Genomic DNA, 17,278 nt, shown 5'->3' on the forward strand with positions numbered 1-17,278 from the left:
TGGGCATGGGCAGGCGGGGCTGGATGGCATTCTCCTTCGGCCTGGCTGTCATCGTCGTCCTGACGTTGCTGCGCGCCGCCGACCCCTATGCCTTGCAGGTGGCCCGCGAGACCAGTTTCGACGTCTTCCAGCAATTGCGCCCGCGCGAAGCACCGCCCGATCTGCCCGTCAGGATCATCGACATTGATGAGGCTTCGCTTGCCGAACTGGGGCAATGGCCCTGGCCGCGCTCCACCATGGCAATTCTGGCCGAGCGGCTGACGGAACTGGGCGCCGCCGCGATTGCCTTCGACTTGCTGTTCAGCGAGCCGGACCGCCTTTCGCCTTCAGCGGTCGCGGGCAGTGGCGAGGACTATGATGCAGTCTTTGCTTCGGCGCTGGCTGCTGGCCCGACAATCCTGAGCCTGGCCCAGAACGGGCGGGCCGAACAGACCAGCCTGGCGTCAAAATCGGGCCTGGCCATGACCGGGTCGAACCCGCTGGCCATGCTGCCCGAACTGGGAGGAGCGGCGCAGCCCCTGCCGCTTCTGGCCGATGCGGCGCCGGGGCTTGGCGTTGCCAGCCTCGACAGGGACGGGGCAGGGGTGGCGCGGCGCCTGCCGATCCTCTGGCGCAACGGCGATTCGGTGCTGCCCACGCTCTCTGCCGAAGCGCTGCGGGTGGCGCTGGGCATTTCCACGCTCGTCGCCATCGGGGACAGCGCCGGAGCCGGGACGGTCGAACAATTGCGCATCGGCGAATTTACAGTGCCCACCGGGCCGAGCGGCGATATCTGGCTCTACTACCGGCACCTGCCGCCCGACCTCTACATTTCGGCCCGGGATATGCTCGCGGACGGCTACCAGGACTTCGCCCCGCTACTTGCTGGGCAGATAGTGCTGGTGGGGGCCTCGGCCAGCGGGTTGCTCGATATTAGGAATAGTACGCTGGGTGTCGCCGTCCCAGGCGTTTCGATCCACGCCCAGGCACTCGAGCAGATGCTGACCGGCACTTTCCTGGTCCGAGCCGACTGGGTTGGCGGCCTGGAAATGGTGGTCTTTGCCGCCGCCGGCCTGCTGATCGTGCTGGCGGTCATCTTCACCGGCCCGATATTGGGCCTCGTCGTGTCCCTCGCCATCGCGGGCCTGCTGCTGGCCACGAGCTGGTGGGCCTTCTCCGCGCCGCGGCTGCTGATCGACCCCAGCTTCGCGCTGCTGGGGGCGCTACTGCTATACGCCGCCATGGCCTTCTTCCGCTTTGCCGTCACCGATGCCGACCGGCGCCGCATTCGCCGTGCCTTTGCCCATTATGTCGAACCCTCGCTGCTCAGCCGCATCGAGGCCGATGCACGCCTGCTGCGCTTGGGCGGCGACGTGCGCGACCTGACCGTGATGTTTTCGGACGTGCGCAATTTTTCGGCCCTGACCAAGCGAACCGAGCCGGCGGAACTGGTCGCCATGCTCAATCGGCTCTTTGCCGTCCTCGGCGCCGCCATTGTTGCCGAGCAGGGCACGATCGACAAATTCATGGGCGATTCAGTGATGGCGTTCTGGAATGCCCCGGTCGATGTCGACGGGCATGCCGGGCGCGCCTGCCGCGCGGCCCTTGCCATGCGCGACGCGCTCGACAAGCTCAATGTCTCCGAGCGCGAGCCCATCGCCATCGGGATCGGCATCGCCACCGGTCCGGCGCTGGTGGGCAATATGGGCTTCGAGCGCCGCTTCGATTATTCCTGCATCGGCGACACCGTCAACGTATCGAGCCGCATTGAGGGCATGTGCCGCACCGTCGGCCACGACATTCTGGTCACCGCGGAGACCGCCGCGTCTGTGCCCGAGCTGGCGCTACTGCCGGCTGGCGCAGTGGAACTCAAGGGCATGTCCGGCCGCGAACCCATCCATATCTTGGTCGGTGGCGAGGCCATGCGCCAAGGCGCCGCCTTTGGGGCGCTCGCGGCGGCGCATGAACGCCTGCTCATCGACCTGTCCAAAGGGACCGATCCTGCCCTTGCGCTCGACGCCTGCCGACGCGCCGCCGTGGCGGTCGATAGCCGTCTAGGCGCTTTCTATTCGGCTTGTATCGAACGCGTTGACGACTTCAGGCCAGCGCCTGTCGCCCGGACGCTGGCCTAGACGCGTCCCTGGCCGAGCATCACCATCACCGCGATGACCAAGGCACCGATGATCCAGATCGCGCCGGCCAGCAGCGAAAAGCCCTCGATAAAATCGAGACCATAATCTTCGTCCTGGTTCATGTGCTGCTTCTCCTCTTCAGCATCCGAAAAGCCCATCGGGCGACGCCAATAGCGGCCCCGATCGTTTCCACTCTAGTGAAGTACGCCCTGCACCGCAGCACAAGTGGGCTTGGAACGCAGCCTGCGAGAACTGATTGATGGAGATCAATTGATCCGCAGCCCGGTGGCCGCATCGAACAGATAGACGTGGGCAAGGTCGGGACGGAGATTGATCGTCGTTCCGGGCCTTGCCTGCACTCTCTCACGGAAGACCCCGATGGCCTGGTACGCCCCAAGGCTCATGTGGACCTGGATTTCCGACCCCATCGGCTCAACGAGAAGGACGGTAGCGGGCAAGCCATCTGCCGCAGCACGAAGTGTTCGGGACGAATGCCATAGGCGGCCCGGCCCCCGCTAACATCTTCAGGCAAGGGCAGGGTCACGCCATCGGCTTCAAACCCGGCCGAGGTGATGCTGCCAGAGATGAAGTTCATGGCCGGCGAACCGATGAAGCCAGCCACGAACTGGTTTGCCGGGCGGTCATAGAGGTCCAGCGGCGCGCCAATCTGCTCAACATTGCCGGCATGCATCAACACGATCTTGTCGGCCATGGTTGGGCAGAAGCCGTCTCCTTCTCAGAACCGAAGCGCGGCATCGGCAGGCGCCCGCCGTTCTATTTGGCGCCTGCTTCGTTTGTCTTCGAGTAACCATGGCGTCGGGCGTGATCGAGGGCTTGTTAAAAGCCTGCTGCCATTAAGCACTCGATAAGTTCCAGCATGGAATTTTGCGGCCAAAGGAGCTTGTCGTGGAAGTCTTGCAGATCAAGCAGTTGGATATTTCCGAGGTGGGTGCGTCAGTCGATCACAACGCATTCGGCTGGGATGACTTTACCCTCGATCAGGGCGGAGCATCCGATGCGCGTCTGGCACAAACCGCGTTGTCCGGAGCACGCGAACTCATGGGCGTTGCCCTCGATGTGCTGCCTTTTGCCTTGCTGTTCCATTCCGCCCAGGGGGTTCTGTTCAGCAACGGCGTCGCCAATCAGCTTTTGAAAAGCGAACCTGGAGCCTTGATCGGCCAGCACCTGCTTGACTTTGTAGGCCCCGAGGATCTGGCTTCGGTTTCCGACGCATTGAATCAGGCCTTGGACCGGCATGATCACAAGACCTCGGCTGAGGCATTGCTCCAAATGGAACAGACCGAGCGCCTCTGCAGATTAACGATGGTACGGCTTCCCTGGCCAGGCACCCCCATGGCCCAGGTCGTCATCCACGACATCACCGATCAGAAGCGCGCCGAGGCGTCCCTGCGGCGGCTGACGATCGTGGATGAACTGACTGGTGCCTATAACCGGCGGCATGCCTTTTATGAAGGCTCGCTTCACGCGGGCACCTATCTCGACAACGGATCGCCGTTCTCGCTGGCTGCCCTGGATGTCGACCATTTCAAAATCATCAATGACACCTTCGGTCATTCCGGGGGCGACCGCGCGCTCAAGCGTCTTGCGGATGCCTGCCACGCCTTCATTCCAACAATGCGCAAATCGGACTCGGTCATGTTTGCCCGCATCGGTGGCGAAGAGTTTGTGCTGCTGATGCCAGGGATGACGGAGAGCTGCGCCCTGGCCGAAAGCGAGAGGCTGCGCCAGCAGATTGAGCAGCTGGAAGTGTCTCATGACGGAAAAACCTTTCGGATGACTGTCTCGATTGGCGTGGGGACGATGTCGAGCGGGACCGCGAGCTTTGAGGATCTGCTTGCCCGGGCAGACGGCAATCTTTACCGGGCTAAACATGCCGGTCGCAACCGGGTGGTGGGGGGCGTGCCATGCTAGAGAAGTGCACTGCCCAGCTGATCACGCGTAACGATGCGGAAGCCCAGCAGCTCGATCGCATCGCCCGGATGGCAGGTTTTTCGAGGATCGAGTCGTTAGCCTCCCGGAGTCAGTTTGACGCAGCGGACAAACCGCACCGCATCAATTTCTTTCTGGCGCATGAGGGGATAGGCACAGGGCCGCTCAGCGCTATCTTGCGTGCCGTGCGGGCACGGGACGACATCAACGTGCGTTTTGCGCCGGTGATTCTGTTTGCACATGACATCGGTTTCGAGACCTATCTCGGCTTTATCCGGATGGGCTTTGACGACGTCATTACGCTGCCCGACAAGCTGACCATGATCAAGTCCCGGCTCTGTAACCAGTTGAGCTGGCTACAGGTCTATTTCGAAACCAAGGACTATTTCGGACCCGATCGGCGCCGGATGGAACTTGGTCCCCCCACGGGCATCGAGCGCTCTGCGGTGCCCCATTCCCATGTTCGGCACGAATTCATTCGCAACCCGTCAACTGGCATCCGCATCGAGCGCAGCATCATCAAGTTGCCGGTCAAGCGAGAAAAGAATGCGCAGGACCGGCGCCATGCAGAGAATGGGCACTGGGAAAGGAAGGCCGTACCATGACACGGGCCACGATCATCGAGGCCAACCGCCTCAAGCTCGACCAGGACGTCGACACGCTTGCCCGTTTGCTCGAGCAGGCGCCCCTGCCCAGTTACATTCTCGATCTGCAAGGTGTCGTGCTCTATGCCAACCGGCCTGGCGACGAGCTGCTCGGGTTCGGCCACCAGGGCTGTCTGGGGCTGAGCCTTGAAGGAGTTGTCTATCCTCCTGATCTGGACGAAGCCCGGTGGCTTGCCGAAGGATTGCTGGAGGGGCGGCGTCCCTCATACCGATCCGAGCATCGCCTGGTCGACGCTAGTGGCCGGCTCTTTTGGGCGGCGATCTCGCTCTCGCTGCTGAACGACTGTTCCGGACAACCCAAATATCTCTGGCTCCAGGCTACCGATATCGATGAGCAGAAGACGGCAGCCATTGAACTCGCGGATGCCGAGAAACGCTGGAACTTTGCCCTCGAAAGCGCGGGGCAGGGGGTATGGGAGTCCGACCTCCAAAGTGGAATGGTCTTTTATTCGCCAACCTGGAAGCGACTGCGCGGTTATGGGCCCGACGAGCATGTCGAAGGCTCGCGGGAGAAGTGGCTCGAACGCGTGCACCCGCTTGATCGAGCGCGCGTGCAGCTTCACATCCTCAAGGCTGATCAACTCCCTCGAAGTGTCTTCGAATATCGCGAGCGCCACCGCAATGGGCACTACATCTGGATCCAGAGCCGGGGCGCGCCGGTGGATTTCGACACCAATGGCCGGCCAATCAAATTTATTGGCACTGACACCGATGTTACCGAGCTCAAACGCACCGAGGCCCTGAGCCAGTCCCTGGCGAAGAGACTGGAGCTGGCACTCAGCATCTCCCGGATTGGCGTCTTCGAATATGACGCGACTACCAGCAGCCTCGAATTCGATCTGCGGCTGCGCGAAATTTATGGCTTTGGCCCCTCGCGGCCGTTGACGAACCAGGACTTCGAGCGCGCGCTCCATCCCGACGATGCCGAAAGAGTACTCGCAGCGAACGCAGAGCTGTTGCGACTGCGGGGAGAGCACTCCTCGTGTTTTCGGATTGTCCGTTTCGATGGAGAGGTCCGGACACTTACCTCCCACGTCACTTATAGCGAGGATGAGGAAGGGATCCCCAAAATCATCGGCACCAGTTGGGACATCACAGATGACGTCCGGATGCAAGAAGATCTGATTGCCGCAAACCAGCTTGCGGAAGCACGCAATGCAGAGCTGCAGATGGCCAAGGACCAGATCGAAAAGCAGGCCCTGACCGACCCGCTGACCGAGCTCCCGAACCGCCGCTTTCTGGAAACGATTCTGCGGAGTATCGAAAGAGATAACCAGTTCCAGACGTCTATCCTCCACCTCGATCTGGACAACTTCAAGGAAATCAATGATAGCGCAGGCCACCTGGCGGGAGATGCGGTCCTGCGGCATGCCGCGGGGATCGTTTCCAGCCAAATTAACTCGGCTCAGTTCGTTGCGCGCAGCGGCGGAGACGAATTCGTCATTGTCTGTCCCGGGCTGTGCAGCACCGCCGCCCTGCAGCAGCTCGCTCAAGACATCCTCGATGCGCTCTCCCAACCGTTCAGCTTCATGGGAAAGCCCCTCAGACTCGGCGCCAGTATCGGCATTGCCTGCCAAAACTGGGGTGAGCTGAAACTGGATAGGCTGCTCGGGGATGCCGATGCCGCTCTCTATCGCGCCAAGGCTTCTGGAGGCGGACGATTCGAGTTCTTCACCGCAGCCCTGCGCACCGAAATCGAGGTTGCAAGGCGCACGGTTGAAGAGGTGAAAGACGCCATCGAGCATCGTCAGTTTGTGCCCTTCTACCAACCAATCGTTGACGCCCGGACGCATGAGGTGGTCAGCTTGGAGGCTCTGGCCCGCTGGCGCCACCCGGTGCAGGGCACTCTTGCGCCGGCGCGGTTCATGAAAGCAGCTGAAGAAAATCAGGTTCTCAGCGTGATCGACGCGATGATCCTCGAGCAGGCGGTGACCGACATGAAAGACTGGCGCGAAAAGGGGGTCGTCATCCCTTCGGTATCCGTCAATGTTTCACTCAACCGACTTGCCGATGAGCACCTGATATGCGCGCTCAGGGAGCTCGACTTCGAGCCAGGAACGCTGAGCTTCGAGCTTCTCGAATCCATCTTCCTGGATGATGACAAGGACGACTTCAGCGCCAATATCGAGGGCATTCGCAAGATGGGAATCGGAATCGATATCGATGATTTCGGAACCGGTCATACCTCCTTTCTGAGCTTATTCCGCCTCAATCCGCGCCGCTTCAAAATCGACCGCCAACTGGTGCAGCCGATCATCGAAAGCCAGGAAAAACGCGCCGTGATCAAATCGATCATTGGCATGGGCAAGACCCTTGGTCTTAAGGTTGTGGCCGAAGGCGTCGAGACTAAGGCACACGCGGACCTGCTGCGCCGACTGGGGTGCGACTATCTCCAGGGTTACGCGTTCGCCAGACCGATGTCAGCGGAGGCGCTCGAAGTCTGGCTGCGCGAGAGGGAGGGGATCAAAAGCGCCAGCTGACAGAAAAGCCCCTTGGAAACAGCTGAACTGGAAGATTACAACAGGCGCTTAGGCGCTGCAGGTCCTAGGGTTAAGGCAGCTGCCTCTAAGCCAGCATGTAATCCCAAATGCGGTGCCGTGTCCTAGAAAGCTGGCTGGCTAAGTCCGTGATCATGACTGAAATTTCCATAGGACTATCGAGGGACTCTTGGTCCTGCCTGGATCCCCATCACCTAAGAAATCACTTGCTCCTGCAAAATCGGGGTTGCACCAAATGCCCTGTTTCTCTATGTCTCCGCGCAGTCGGGGCGTAGCGCAGCCTGGTAGCGCATTTGTCTGGGGGACAAAGGGTCGTCGGTTCAAATCCGGCCGCTCCGACCATTCTACCTTAAGGCCCATCTGCGGACCACTGGCGGTCCCTTGCCAAGCCGGAGCCAACCATGCCGCTGCAAGTGCGCGACCTGGAAAACGCCATTCCGCTTTGGTCCGACCTGGTAGGCGCCACGCCCCAGCTCATCAACCACTCCGAGAACCAAACCTTCCTCCTGTCCGTACCGGGCGGCGAAGCTTTCACCATGCGCGTGCATCGGCGTGATTATCAGACCGTGGCCAATATCGAGAGCGAACTGGCCTGGCTCGAAGCACTGCACCGCCAGACCGACCTGTCGATTCCCGAACCCGTAGCGGGCCGCAATGGCAAGCTGTTGCAGCATTTCCGCACGGCCTCTGGCGAAGTTCGCCAGGCTGTGCTGTTCCATTTCATCGCTGGTCATGAACCTAGCCCGGACAGCAACCTCGTCGACCTCTTCGCCGTGCTGGGTGGCTATGCCGCCGGCCTGCATCGGCATGCCATTTCGTGGAATCGCCCCCCAGGCTTCGACCGGCAGGCCTGGAATGCGAACAGCATCCTGGATGCCGACGGTCTGTGGGGAGACTGGCGCGCCGCGCCCGGCGTGACCGATGCCATTCGCCCGGTGCTCGATCGCGCTGAACGTGAACTGCGGCTGCGCCTGGAAGCCTATGGAACGGCGCCGGACCGATATGGCCTGATCCATGCTGATATGCGATTGGGAAACCTACTGGTGAATGACGACCAGGTCTGCCTGATCGATTTCGATGATTGCGGCCTGTGTTGGTTTGGCTACGATTTCGCGGCTGCCATCTCGTTCCACGAGACACACAAGGCCGTTCCGGCGCTCAAGGCCTCCTGGCTAGAGGCTTATCAGGTCGTCCGTCCGCTCTGGGATGAGGACATCGCCGCGCTCGACTCCATGGTCATGCTGCGCCGCATGGCGCTCCTGGCCTGGATTGGTTCGCATGCCGAGACCAACCTGGCCCAGACCCATATGAAGGGGTTCGCAGCGGGTACGGCCGACCTCGCCGAGCGCTACCTCGCCGGTCCCATCTGGTCGTGAACCCGCAGCTTCGTCACGGGCCGTTGCGCCACTTGCCGTGCGATGTGACCTGGAGGTGGAGCGACTCGTTGCGGTGCAAATGATCCCCACTTGCCGCCGTTGAAGGCGAAGGCATTGAAACCCCAGGTCATGCCGTACATCAGCCACATCTGCCGCCAGTGCTCGCCCTCGTGCAGGGTCGCCCCCATGACCACCGCGATCAGCGAGGCCAGGATAACCAGCGGAATATCGCTCCTCGTCTGCCTGTGGTTGAGGATGGCGACCACCACGCTCCCAACGGCCAGGATGACCCAGGCAATCCCACCGCCCCAGCCGTAATTGACGAACGAACTGAGCCAAACATTGTGGATCGGTTCAGGGAAGAGCTGCTCCAGCGCAAGGACACCGACGCCGATCGGGTCCTGGATGATCATGGGCAGCACCAGCATGTAGCGGGCATAGCGCCCCTGCTCGCCCAGGTCGTAGGGTTGGGCCAGAGTGAGGCGCTCCAGGAAGCGCTCGCTGAATTCGGGCGAAACGACGCTGGCTATGCCCAGGAGTAGGGTGGCCGACATCACCATCCCGAGTACGAGCAGCATTAGTCGGCGCGGGTTCCTGCGGTTCTGGAAGAAGATATAGGCCAAAACGCACACCAGCGCAGCCACCAGTGCGATACGCGAAAGCGAGAAGAAAATCCCGAGAAGGATGAAGGCCATCGAGCTCAGATAGTAGAGTTTGCCAATGCCGGGACGGGGCATGAAATACGCACAGAACAGCACCGCCGGAATCAGGAATGTGCCGTACATGTTGGGGTCGTCGATCAGGCCCTTGGCGCGGCCATCCCAGGTCAGAAGCTGGTTCTGGGTCAGAAAGCCCACCGTGCCGAGCGCCGCGCAGATCACACAGGAAACAATATAGACCTTGAAGAAGGTCTCGAAATTGCGCCGGCTCCAGGTCATCGACACGAAGCCGGCAGTCATGCCGATGGTGATCGCGAAAAGCTTGGACACGAGCTCGAAGACGACCTCCGGATGGCCCATGTTCCAGAACGAGGCCAATGCGGCAAAAAACACCCAGGCCACGATCAGCAGCGTGAAGTGAAGCACCCGCCGCGTCACCTCGCGCTTGTGGAACAGCATAAGGTGAAACACCGAGATCAGAAAGGCAGCCAGAAGCAGCAGGTCGACCGGTGAGGGACGCAACAGCGTGAAGTTCATCGCCAGAATGGCGACGAGAAAAACGAAGTTGCGCGTGGTCAACACGGCGAACCTCAGGCCCGACAGACTAAAGCCTCCATTCGGAATCGTGCCCGGCGCGTCGGTGGTGCTCATGGGGCCAGACCATAGCCAAGGACAAATTCGGGCCTGCCCAGGCCCTCGCAGTCAGGATCGCCGGACGCGAAATGGGTGGGGGGCATGTTCGAAACGCAACGATAGACCGGCACCGTCCCTGCCTGTTCGGCAGCATAGAGCCAGCCGGCAACGCGCTCTCGTGTGTACCCCTCGGCCACGCAGCTACCCTCGTCGGCGATAATCTGGTCGAGATGTCCCGGCCAGTGACTGGAGCATTCCGTGAACTTGATGCTTGCGACGTCTTCGGGCGCCCGGGTCAGCATATGCGCGACAACACCATCTTGCTGGTAGCCTGAGAGGTCGCCGGTGAGGGGGTTGGTCGAGGAGACATAGGTTTTTCTTGCCGGGTCCACCCAGCGGGTGAGGGCTATGCCGACCTGCGCGGTCGACGACGTATCGCCCACAGTCAGCGACACCTCGCGGTGGACCAGATACCGGCTTTCAAAGCCTTGGCCGGCAGGCACATACATGTAGCTCAGGATGAACCGGTCGCCGACGACGTTGCCGCCTGCCTGCGGGTTGAGGATAGTCACATAAGCGGAAAGGTCGGTGTCCGCCGGACGCTCCCACTCTGATCCTTCAATCGGCACAAGCGGCTCCGGCAAGTCGAGGAAATTGAGCTTGTCGGCAGAAAGCGACAGCCGAAGACCTCCGAACCAGGGGTCGGTAGCCACGGCCGCCACCCAACCGTGATCGATCAGGTAAGCTGCGCCGGTGCCGACAAAACCGATATCGGTGGCCCGTCCCCCAAGGCCTGGCTCGCGCCAGTCGCCCTCGAAATATTTCCGCCAAGCTGTGAGATCGTTGACCGGCGTCCTTGCGACAATGGTTTGCCAGTCCGAATTGCGTAGGCAATAGGCGTAGAAGAACCCATCGCGGCTATCGACGAGAGAGCAGTCGCCTTCGCCCGTTACCGTGCCCGGCGTCAGCGTGTCGGTGCCCGTAATGACCGTCTCCGGATCGGTCCAGGTAAGCCCATCATCGCTCGACGTGGCGATGGCCATCGACTTGCCAGTTTGGCCCTGGTCATAGTCGCAGGCCTGCTCCTGATGCACGAAGCCGACAATTTCGTCATCCTGTCTGTTCACTGACGTGAGCCAACTCCCGCAATCATTGATGCTGCCGGGTTTCCCCGGAAACAACACCGGACGCCGCTCGCCATCGAGGTCGAAAAGGCTGGGACCGTCCACGGCATAGGTGACGCCATTGGCGCTGAAGCCGCGAAATGTGCCGTCGGGTAGCCTGATTGCCGCAAAAGCGGCGTCGATTTCGTCCGGAAAGGGCCCGCGGACGACGACGGGAGGCCCGACACGCACACTTATGCAATCCACACAGACATCGCCTTGTGCGGCCTCGGCTCCACTGGCACTGAACGATGCCAGCATGGTCAGCGCGGATAGCCAGGTCCAGCGATAGGAGGTGCTGCTGGGCATCAGCTCAGTATGCGTTTTCGGAGGTGAACAGCCGGATCGGCGTCATGAGCAGGATGTACATGTCGAACAGGATCGACCAGTGCTCGATATAATAGAGGTCGTGATTGACCCGCTGCATGATCTTGTCGATCGTATCGGTCTCGCCCCGCCAGCCATTGACCTGTGCCCATCCGGTAATGCCCGGTTTGACGCGATGACGGGCGAAATAGCCTTCAACGGCCTCGTAATAGAGCTGGTTGGCGGCCTTGGCCTCGAGTGCGTGAGGACGCGGCCCGACTACCGATAGTTCGCCCTTGAGGACATTGATGAACTGCGGCAATTCGTCAATCGAGGTGCGGCGGATGAACCTGCCGACCTTGGTGACCCGCGAGTCGTCACGCGTCACCTGCTTGGCGACGTGATGGTCGAGTTTGTCGGCATACATCGAGCGGAACTTGTAGATGCGGATATGCTCATTGTTAAAGCCGTGCCGGCTTTGGACAAAGAACACAGGCCCCCGCGTTTCGAGCTTGATGGCGATGGCAGTGACCAGCATGACGGGCGAAAGCAGGATCAGCGCCATCAGGGCCACGACCTTGTCGAATACCCATTTGAAGATCAGGTTCCAGTCCGAGATCGGACGGTCGGCCATGTCGAGTACCGGCAGATCGCCCACATAGGAATAGGCCTTCTCGGTGAAACGCAGCTTGCTCATATGTGCGGAAAGGCGAATGTCGACGGGCAGCACCCAGAGCTGGGTCAGCATGTCCAAGACGCGCTTCTCTGCTGAAAGCGGCATGGAGACGATGACCAGGTCGATCGGTGTACGCCGCGCAAATTCGATCAGTTCGGCCACCTTGCCCAGCTTGTGGCAGCCCGAGACCATGTCAGGCGACCGCTCGCCCTCGCGGTCGTCGAACAGGCCCAGGAGGTTGATATCCTTGTCCGAGCCGGCCTGTATCTGTTCGATCAACAGCGCCGCATCGGCGCCGCCGCCAACGATGACTGTCCGCCGCTTCAATCGGCCTTCGCCAGTCCAGCGCAGCACCAGCACACGTAACAGCAAGCGATAGGCCACCAGCAGCGCCGCGCCGGCGACGAACCAGGCCAGTAGCCAGACGCGGGACACGAGGTCCCCCGCCTTGAAGAAGAAGATGCCCACCATCAGTAGCATCATCACGCCGGCCCAGGCCCCCAGGACCCGCCCGATCTGCGAAACATGCGAGCGATAGACAATGATGCGATGTGACCGGGCCGCGTTGAAGGCAATATTGGCCACCAGCGCGCTCGCCAGGATCACTGGAATATAAAATCCGTCCTGTGGCGGTTCGATATAGGCCACATGGATCGCATAGCCCAGCAATGCCAGCAGCAAAGCTTCCACGATCTGGGCAACGCCCACGATCACCGCACCAGACAACGTCCTGTCCACAGGCGCGGCGATGATCTCTTCGGCCTTGGCGGACAGGCGGATGAGGTCCGATACATCCGGTCTGGACGCATGATCCTCAATGGCCTTTTTGGGGTCGACGCGATACATGGAGGTTACCGGCGCTTTTTGTTTTGCGCGCCATTGTCACCAAGAGACCTTTATACTCGGTGAAGTCTTTGGGTGCAGTGCGTCGGTATCACCAGACATCAGCTCGGGAACAGGCCCCTGGACCCGGCAACGATTCGGCACTTCAAGTGGCGTCCCGGTAGAGCGACTCAATGGCTCCGGCCATGCGGTCCACGGCAAATTCGGAACGCACATGCGCAAGGCGGACCCGCATGTCCCGCTCGGCTTCAGCCGGATCGGCAAGCGCCGCGTTCATGGCCGCAGCGAGCGCCAGGGGATCGCCGGGTGACACCAGGCGATCCGCTGTCGGGCCGAAAATCTCGGCGATACCGCCGACCCGCGTCGAGATGACGGGAAGTTGTGCGGCCGCGGCCTCCATGACCACATAGGGCAGTGACTCTGCCAGCGACGGCACTACCGTGCACAGGCCCATGGCAAAAACCTCGCGCGCTGGCCTCGAGCCGACCAGTGCTACGCGATCGCTCAGCCCCAATTGTTCGATTAGTGCTTCCAGCGCCTGCCGGTCCGGCCCATCCCCTGCCATCACCAGCCTTGCTGGCGTTCCATCGGGCCGGACCACATGGGCCAGGGCCTCGACCAGCGGGAAAATGCCCTTGAGCGCACGCAATTCTCCAACGAATACGAAGTCCGCGGGATTTTCCACGGAAAGGACCGGCTCGAATTCCTCGGGCCTCAACCCGTTGTGGATGACCAGGCTCCGGCAGGTCGGGGCGCCGATCAGGGCGGAATAGGTTTTCTGTGCATAGGCGCTTTCAAAGATGATCGCCGCGGTCCTGGGCATCAGCAGCCGTTCGACGCGGTGAAACAGCCGGCCCGATGTCTTGTCCGCCGGGAAATGCAGCACGCCACCATGCGGGGTGTAAAACACCTTGGCCTTGCCGCGCCCATAGGCAGCCAGCCGCGCATAAAAGCCACCCTTGGCCCCGTGCCCGTGGAGGATGTCGATGTCGAGCCTGCGGGCGAGGGCACTGACCGCGAAAGGGGTCTTGAGGTCGCCTCGTCCGAACAGGCGCGGCATGGCAAAGCGGTGAATTCCGAGGCTCGCGTCGGCTTCAAGCGCCGTCAGCAGACGCTCGGTCTGCGCATCATTGGCTAGGCTGTCCACCACGATGCCGACGCTGTGGCCATGGGCGGCCAACGCTCGCGTCAGGTCCGCAACATGTCGGAATAATCCGCCAACCGGTGCGCGCAGGACCTGCAATATGCGCAAGCTGTCCCCGCTCACCGCTAGAACCAGCGCTCCTGCACGACGATGGTGTCACCTGGGAAAATCGGGAAATCCAGGTCCACGGAACCCTTGGCCATCTCGTTGCCCTGCCGGCGATAGACCATGGCCCCGGCCCGGTCTGCCGTTTCGGTATAGCCGCCGGCCGTGCTGATCGCGGCCCGAATGGTCATGCCATAGACATAGGGGAACTGGCCTGCGGTCTTGACCTCGCCCTGGATGAAGAAGGGCCGGTATTGATCGATTTCGACGGCTACGTCCGGGTTGCGCATATAGCCATTGGACAGTGCATGGGCGAGGCGCTGGGCGGCGTCCTTGGTAGTGCCGCCGCGCACCGCGACCGGCCCGACCAGCGGGAACGCCACGGCACCATTGTCGTCGACCTTGTAGGTCTTGCTCAGTTCGGCGTCGCCATAGACGGTCACCCGTACCACGTCGCCGGTATCGAGCTGGTAGGGGCCCTTGGTGTCCACCAGATAGGTGGCCGGGCGCGTGGTGGCGCAGCCGGCCAGCGCCAGCGAGATCAGGACTGCAATGAAGGATAACCGGCGCATTTATTTCCCGCGCTTTCGAATTGCCGGCAGTCTGGTCGGGCATGGTTAAGATTTTGCTTATGTCAAAGCGACTTGTTCGCGAGATGCGAGGGCGGGTTAACCCAATATTGACCACGATGGGCGTAGCTCTACCTCCAGATCGAGGGAGCGCCATGGCTTACGAATCGCCAATACAGGATGATGTACGCGTAGACGTTGCGGCCTTGTTTTCGGCCGTCCTGCGGCGGTTGCCGCGCATCCTCCTCGTGACGCTCGGCTTGCTGGTTGCGACCTTTGTCGTCCTCATGTTCCAGCCCCGGCTCTATGAGTCGTCAGCCTCGATCCTGGTGGAGCCGCGCTCCAATTCTTACGTCCGGGCCTCCAATGAGCAGGCGCCCACGGTGTCCGCCAGCGATGTCGGCGTGGTCTCCAGCCAGATCGAGCTTCTCAAGTCCCGCGACACGCTTCTGGGCGTAATCGACTCGCTTGATCTGCGTTCGGTTTCCGAGTTCAACGGCGCCGCATCTGGACTGTCGCCCATTGGCCTGATCATGCAGATCGCGGGGCGCCGTACGGCTACACCCAACAGCATCGACGAAACTGTGCTGACGGCGCTCTATGATCGCCTGACGGTCGTCCAGGAGCGCGATTCGCGCATCATTTCTGTTCTGGTTCGAACCACCGACCCCGAATTGTCGGCGCGCATTGCCAATGCCGTGGCGGCGGCCCATGTGGCGCGGCGGGCGCAGCTTTCCATTTCCGACACCGCCGATGCATCCGGCTGGCTGCGCGCAGAAATCGAGCGCCTCCGCGTTTCCGTGCAGCAGGCCGAATCCGCTGTCGCCAATTTCAAGGTCGATAATGACCTGTTCACCGGCCAGAACAATACCAGCCTCCTTGATCAGCAGCTCTCCAATATTGCCACCCAGATCACCGAAGCGCAGGAGCGCAAGAACACGGCGCTGTCACGGGCCGCGCTGATCCGTGGCCTGATTGATCGCAATCAGCCCATCGAGGGCGTCGCCGACGTGCGCGATTCCGTCGTCATCCAGCGGCTGAGCGAAGAAAAGGCCCGCCTCCAGGGCGAGCAGGCCCAGCGTTCGGCTACGCTTCTGTCCAATCACCCCAGTATTCGGGCGCTCAACGCGCAGATCGCCGAGTTGAACAACCAGATCCGCATCGAGGGCATCCGCGTGGCTTCGGCGCTTGAGGCTGAGGCGCAGATAGAGGGCGCTCTGGAAGACTCGCTCCAGGCAGATTTGGCCCGAGCCAAGTCGAGCGCTTCGCTGGCGACGCGGGACACCGTGACCCTGGACGGGCTTGAGCGGGAGGCCAAGGCGCAGCGCGACCTGCTTGAGGCCTATCTCTTGCGCTTCAATGAAGCGTCATCGCGAGTCGGTGCCAATTCGGCACTGCCCGATGTGCGCGTCGTCTCCGAGGCCGCCCCATCGGTGACCCCGGCCTCGCCCAAGACTTCGCTGGTGATGCTGGCCGTGGGACTGGTCGCCTTCGCGGGGCAGCTCGGCGCGGTGGCCTTTGCCGAACTCATGTCCGGTCGTGCCCTGGCCCCGGTGGCGCGCCCAAAGGTCGCGACGGATGCGCTGGAGACCCCGCCATTCGACGCTTCCGAACTGGAGCCCGAGCAGCGCTGGGAACTGGAAGCAGCTCATTCCGGGAAAGAAGATACGGTGGGGCAACCCGCCGATGACGGATACCTTGACGCCCTTGTGCCCGTCGATCGGACGGCCGACGTAACCGTGTCACCGTCATCGGTACGCCCACCCTCCATTGCTGCTCTCGATCCTGATGTGGATGAAGAAGCGCCGATGGCGTCCGACCCGGCACGCGATCTCATCAGGGAACTTATGGCCGGTGCGTCGACCGCAGAGGCGGATGCGCGAGACTCAGAGTCGACGGACTGGTCTGGCGCGGCGTCCGAACCCGATCCGGTGGAGCCCGCGGTCCCCGATATGCCGGCCCCATCCGCCGGTCTGGCAGGTCCTGCCATCGCGCAGGCCGTTCCGCAGCCACGCCTTTCGGCGGCCAACGGACTGGTGCGCTATGCCGATCTGGTTTCGGATCTGGTTCTGGGTCGCACCCACCTCCTGCTCCTGGCCGACCATGAAGAGAGTCAGGTCAGCCGCAGTCTCGCCGAGGACCTAGTTGGCGACGCGCTCGCCAAGGGGCTCAGCGTCGCGCTGATCGACGCGGGCACCGGGCGGCGTACCGACAGCCTCGGAGTGAGCGACCTGAGCACGGGCAATGCCAGCTTCGGCGATGTGGTGCAAAAGTCTGCCGATCACGGCTTTGCCGAGGTGACCTGGGGGCAGGGGACCGGTCTGGACCGCCGTTCCAACCGGCCGCAAACCCTGGTTGAGGCCTTGGGTGACATCTACGAAGTGGTGGTCGTGCTGACTGGCCAGGTCGGGCCGCGCTCGACACTGGATGTCTTCGCCGAACTGGGTGGCCGTATCGTGCTGGTCGCGGATGACGAGAGCGGGATCGATCGCGCCGAGACCGCGCGCCGCGCCCTTGAGGATGCCGGCCTGCCCCGGATCGAGATTACGGCGCTGACCGAACCCGTCGCTGCCTGAGCAG

14 protein-coding genes and 1 tRNA gene are annotated in these 17,278 nt (G+C 61.9%); 7 read left to right on the forward strand and 8 right to left on the reverse strand.

Annotation, left to right across the window (positions count from 1 at the left end; translation table 11 throughout):
- Positions 1 to 23: 23 nt before the first annotated feature.
- Positions 24 to 2,111, forward strand: a complete 2,088-nt coding sequence (locus tag ACXYMS_RS10900) for a CHASE2 domain-containing protein (protein ID WP_458906235.1) — start codon at positions 24 to 26, stop codon at positions 2,109 to 2,111.
- Here ACXYMS_RS10900 and ACXYMS_RS10905 read toward each other — a convergent pair.
- The 3 genes from ACXYMS_RS10905 to ACXYMS_RS10915 form a co-directional block, all read right to left on the reverse strand.
- Positions 2,108 to 2,233 (reverse strand): hypothetical protein, encoded by a 126-nt coding sequence (locus ACXYMS_RS10905; RefSeq protein WP_458906237.1) that lies wholly within the window; start codon positions 2,231 to 2,233, stop codon positions 2,108 to 2,110. The two genes, ACXYMS_RS10900 and ACXYMS_RS10905, sit on opposite strands and share 4 nt — an antisense overlap.
- A 144-nt stretch (positions 2,234 to 2,377) precedes the next feature.
- Positions 2,378 to 2,539 carry a hypothetical protein gene (locus ACXYMS_RS10910; protein ID WP_458906238.1) on the reverse strand — a complete coding sequence of 54 codons (162 nt, stop codon included), beginning with the start codon at positions 2,537 to 2,539 and terminating at the stop codon, positions 2,378 to 2,380.
- Positions 2,512 to 2,823: a hypothetical protein gene (locus tag ACXYMS_RS10915; RefSeq protein WP_458906240.1), complete on the reverse strand. Its 312-nt coding sequence runs from the start codon at positions 2,821 to 2,823 to the stop codon at positions 2,512 to 2,514. Before ACXYMS_RS10915 ends, ACXYMS_RS10910 begins: the two co-directional genes overlap by 28 nt.
- A gap of 203 nt (positions 2,824 to 3,026) precedes the next feature.
- On the opposite strand from ACXYMS_RS10915, the gene ACXYMS_RS10920 reads away from it, so the two are divergent.
- The 5 genes from ACXYMS_RS10920 to ACXYMS_RS10940 all read left to right on the forward strand — a co-directional run bounded on the left by ACXYMS_RS10920 (position 3,027) and on the right by ACXYMS_RS10940 (position 8,600).
- On the forward strand, positions 3,027 to 4,043 hold the full coding sequence (locus ACXYMS_RS10920; RefSeq protein WP_458906242.1) for a GGDEF domain-containing protein: 1,017 nt from the start codon (positions 3,027 to 3,029) through the stop codon (positions 4,041 to 4,043).
- A complete protein-coding gene (locus ACXYMS_RS10925; protein WP_458906244.1) occupies positions 4,037 to 4,666 on the forward strand; it encodes a hypothetical protein in 630 nt (209 codons plus the stop codon). The genes ACXYMS_RS10920 and ACXYMS_RS10925 overlap by 7 nt, the downstream gene beginning before the upstream one ends.
- On the forward strand, positions 4,663 to 7,206 hold the full coding sequence (locus tag ACXYMS_RS10930; RefSeq protein ID WP_458906245.1) for a sensor domain-containing protein: 2,544 nt from the start codon (positions 4,663 to 4,665) through the stop codon (positions 7,204 to 7,206). The genes ACXYMS_RS10925 and ACXYMS_RS10930 overlap by 4 nt, the downstream gene beginning before the upstream one ends.
- Before the next feature lie 283 nt (positions 7,207 to 7,489).
- Positions 7,490 to 7,566, forward strand: a tRNA-Pro gene (locus tag ACXYMS_RS10935).
- Positions 7,567 to 7,625: 59 nt separating this feature from the next.
- Positions 7,626 to 8,600, forward strand: a complete 975-nt coding sequence (locus tag ACXYMS_RS10940; protein ID WP_458906247.1) for a phosphotransferase enzyme family protein — start codon at positions 7,626 to 7,628, stop codon at positions 8,598 to 8,600.
- Here the strand turns inward: ACXYMS_RS10940 and ACXYMS_RS10945 are convergent.
- The 5 genes from ACXYMS_RS10945 to ACXYMS_RS10965 all read right to left on the reverse strand — a co-directional run bounded on the left by ACXYMS_RS10945 (position 8,573) and on the right by ACXYMS_RS10965 (position 14,701).
- Positions 8,573 to 9,910: an O-antigen ligase family protein gene (locus ACXYMS_RS10945; protein WP_458906249.1), complete on the reverse strand. Its 1,338-nt coding sequence runs from the start codon at positions 9,908 to 9,910 to the stop codon at positions 8,573 to 8,575. The two genes, ACXYMS_RS10940 and ACXYMS_RS10945, sit on opposite strands and share 28 nt — an antisense overlap.
- Complete coding sequence (locus ACXYMS_RS10950) at positions 9,907 to 11,364, reverse strand: hypothetical protein (RefSeq protein ID WP_458906251.1); 1,458 nt, start codon at positions 11,362 to 11,364, stop codon at positions 9,907 to 9,909. The genes ACXYMS_RS10945 and ACXYMS_RS10950 overlap by 4 nt, the downstream gene beginning before the upstream one ends.
- A gap of 4 nt (positions 11,365 to 11,368) precedes the next feature.
- Positions 11,369 to 12,883: an undecaprenyl-phosphate glucose phosphotransferase gene (locus tag ACXYMS_RS10955; protein WP_458906253.1), complete on the reverse strand. Its 1,515-nt coding sequence runs from the start codon at positions 12,881 to 12,883 to the stop codon at positions 11,369 to 11,371.
- Positions 12,884 to 13,025: 142 nt separating this feature from the next.
- Positions 13,026 to 14,147, reverse strand: coding sequence for a glycosyltransferase (locus ACXYMS_RS10960; protein WP_458906255.1), 1,122 nt, complete (start codon positions 14,145 to 14,147; stop codon positions 13,026 to 13,028).
- Positions 14,148 to 14,149: 2 nt separating this feature from the next.
- Entirely contained in the window at positions 14,150 to 14,701 is a 552-nt protein-coding gene (locus tag ACXYMS_RS10965; protein WP_458906257.1) for a polysaccharide biosynthesis/export family protein, read from the reverse strand.
- Positions 14,702 to 14,853: 152 nt separating this feature from the next.
- Between ACXYMS_RS10965 and ACXYMS_RS10970 the strand changes: the two genes are divergently transcribed.
- Positions 14,854 to 17,274 (forward strand): GumC family protein, encoded by a 2,421-nt coding sequence (locus tag ACXYMS_RS10970; RefSeq protein ID WP_458906258.1) that lies wholly within the window; start codon positions 14,854 to 14,856, stop codon positions 17,272 to 17,274.
- The last annotated feature ends 4 nt before the right edge of the window (positions 17,275 to 17,278 follow it).

This window comes from Devosia sp. CAU 1758 (assembly GCF_054482695.1).

What these genes read in the sequence shown, in the direction of transcription:
- ACXYMS_RS10900 (WP_458906235.1), top strand. Translation starts at nt 24, where the DNA reads ATGGCATTCTCCTTCGGCCTGGCTGTCATCGTCGTCCTGACGTTGCTG.
- ACXYMS_RS10905 (WP_458906237.1), bottom strand. Translation starts at nt 2,233, where the DNA reads ATGAACCAGGACGAAGATTATGGTCTCGATTTTATCGAGGGCTTTTCG.
- ACXYMS_RS10910 (WP_458906238.1), bottom strand. Translation starts at nt 2,539, where the DNA reads ATGGGGTCGGAAATCCAGGTCCACATGAGCCTTGGGGCGTACCAGGCC.
- ACXYMS_RS10915 (WP_458906240.1), bottom strand. Translation starts at nt 2,823, where the DNA reads ATGGCCGACAAGATCGTGTTGATGCATGCCGGCAATGTTGAGCAGATT.
- ACXYMS_RS10925 (WP_458906244.1), top strand. Translation starts at nt 4,037, where the DNA reads ATGCTAGAGAAGTGCACTGCCCAGCTGATCACGCGTAACGATGCGGAA.
- ACXYMS_RS10930 (WP_458906245.1), top strand. Translation starts at nt 4,663, where the DNA reads ATGACACGGGCCACGATCATCGAGGCCAACCGCCTCAAGCTCGACCAG.
- ACXYMS_RS10940 (WP_458906247.1), top strand. Translation starts at nt 7,626, where the DNA reads ATGCCGCTGCAAGTGCGCGACCTGGAAAACGCCATTCCGCTTTGGTCC.
- ACXYMS_RS10945 (WP_458906249.1), bottom strand. Translation starts at nt 9,910, where the DNA reads ATGAGCACCACCGACGCGCCGGGCACGATTCCGAATGGAGGCTTTAGT.
- ACXYMS_RS10950 (WP_458906251.1), bottom strand. Translation starts at nt 11,364, where the DNA reads ATGCCCAGCAGCACCTCCTATCGCTGGACCTGGCTATCCGCGCTGACC.
- ACXYMS_RS10955 (WP_458906253.1), bottom strand. Translation starts at nt 12,883, where the DNA reads ATGTATCGCGTCGACCCCAAAAAGGCCATTGAGGATCATGCGTCCAGA.
- ACXYMS_RS10965 (WP_458906257.1), bottom strand. Translation starts at nt 14,701, where the DNA reads ATGCGCCGGTTATCCTTCATTGCAGTCCTGATCTCGCTGGCGCTGGCC.
- ACXYMS_RS10970 (WP_458906258.1), top strand. Translation starts at nt 14,854, where the DNA reads ATGGCTTACGAATCGCCAATACAGGATGATGTACGCGTAGACGTTGCG.